Origin of the sequence: Phaeodactylibacter luteus, assembly GCF_007993045.1 — a bacterium.
In the GTDB taxonomy this organism is placed as follows: Bacteria; Bacteroidota; Bacteroidia; order Chitinophagales; family Saprospiraceae; genus Phaeodactylibacter; species Phaeodactylibacter luteus.
Genome location: NZ_VOOR01000147.1, coordinates 1 through 1,098 on the forward strand (window position 1 = coordinate 1; position 1,098 = coordinate 1,098).

2 protein-coding genes are annotated in these 1,098 nt (G+C 35.2%); one reads left to right on the top strand and one right to left on the bottom strand.

Features of this window, described 5'->3' with window-relative positions; genetic code table 11:
- Positions 1–291, bottom strand: a 291-nt coding sequence (locus FRY97_RS21885) for a transposase family protein (RefSeq protein WP_147169753.1), incomplete at its 3' end; no start/stop codon positions are given.
- A 71-nt stretch (positions 292–362) separates the two neighbouring features.
- Between FRY97_RS21885 and FRY97_RS21890 the strand changes: the two genes are divergently transcribed.
- Positions 363–989 carry a hypothetical protein gene (locus FRY97_RS21890; protein ID WP_147169754.1) on the top strand — a complete coding sequence of 209 codons (627 nt, stop codon included), beginning with the start codon at positions 363–365 and terminating at the stop codon, positions 987–989.
- Positions 990–1,098: the final 109 nt, after the last annotated feature.

The following is a 1,098-nucleotide window of genomic DNA, read 5'->3' on the forward strand; positions in this document are numbered from 1 at the left end:
GGGCACTTCAACCTGCTCGACCTTGCCATCTGACTTCTTTACCCGGGGGACTTTTGCATGCAGATAGCACCGGTGCTGGAAAAAGTCTAAATGCCGCCAGGTCTTTTCACGTGTATCGTAGGCTGTATAATTGTTCCCGTCTGACACCCTGAAAGAGCTCCCTGTCTTGAAATCCAGAAACAAATGCAGTTCTTTCGTGCCTTTCAACTCACTTTCAGTGAATTCAATCTTTTCTATAAACCATGGAGTATTAATCCCCAAGGCCATCGCGAATAGTTCCTTATTTTTCATCTGCCAAATTTACTCGATTTTTTGCTATTACCCACACAATTTAGCGTAGAGCCAATCAAATTGACCTTGAGATGGAAATTCCAGTAAAAATTATTCCAGAAAACTTAGAAAACCTGAATAGCAAACTAGATTGCTTGATAAATTTGTATCGAGTTAATATTGATTGGATTACCGGAGCATCGAAATTCAATAAGACTCCTGTTCAAAAGGATGTGAATTATTCAAAATTAATTGACGAATTACCAAAGGAAAAGAAAAATGAATATTTAAATAGGCTGTTACAAGGGGAATTAAACTTAAGTATAAAATTTAAAAAGGCACTTAACAGGAAAATAGAGAATACAGATGAAAAGAAATATAAAAATATAAACCTAAAAGAATTACTCAAATCTGTAAAAGAAAATGAAGTAATCAGAGTCAGGGCTGAAAAAGAACAAGCTGAATTCAATAGGATCAAAAAACTAAAAGAGATAGGAGAGAAAAAAGATGTAATTTTAAAAGAAATTGATTATCATATCGATAAAGGATCTGGAAAGTCATATGATGAAGCTCTAGAAAGAATAGTTGCATTAAAAGAACTAGCTATTTATGAAAACGATGTTGCTGCATTTAAAGAATGGTTGGATAGGCTGACGAAGAAGGTTAAGAATAAACCCGCAATGCAGAAAAGAATACAATCAATTGAATGGCAAAGTTGAGAATAGGGAAAACACAAATTCACATAGAGCCGAATACCCCTTCCTGGAGTTCTCCAACTTGGTGAGAATGTGGAATTATTTGAAAATCATTGGCAACTATTCCTCCGGT

Coding starts and splice junctions, on each gene's coding strand:
- FRY97_RS21890 (WP_147169754.1), top strand. CDS start 363: ATGGAAATTCCAGTAAAAATTATTCCAGAAAACTTAGAAAACCTGAAT.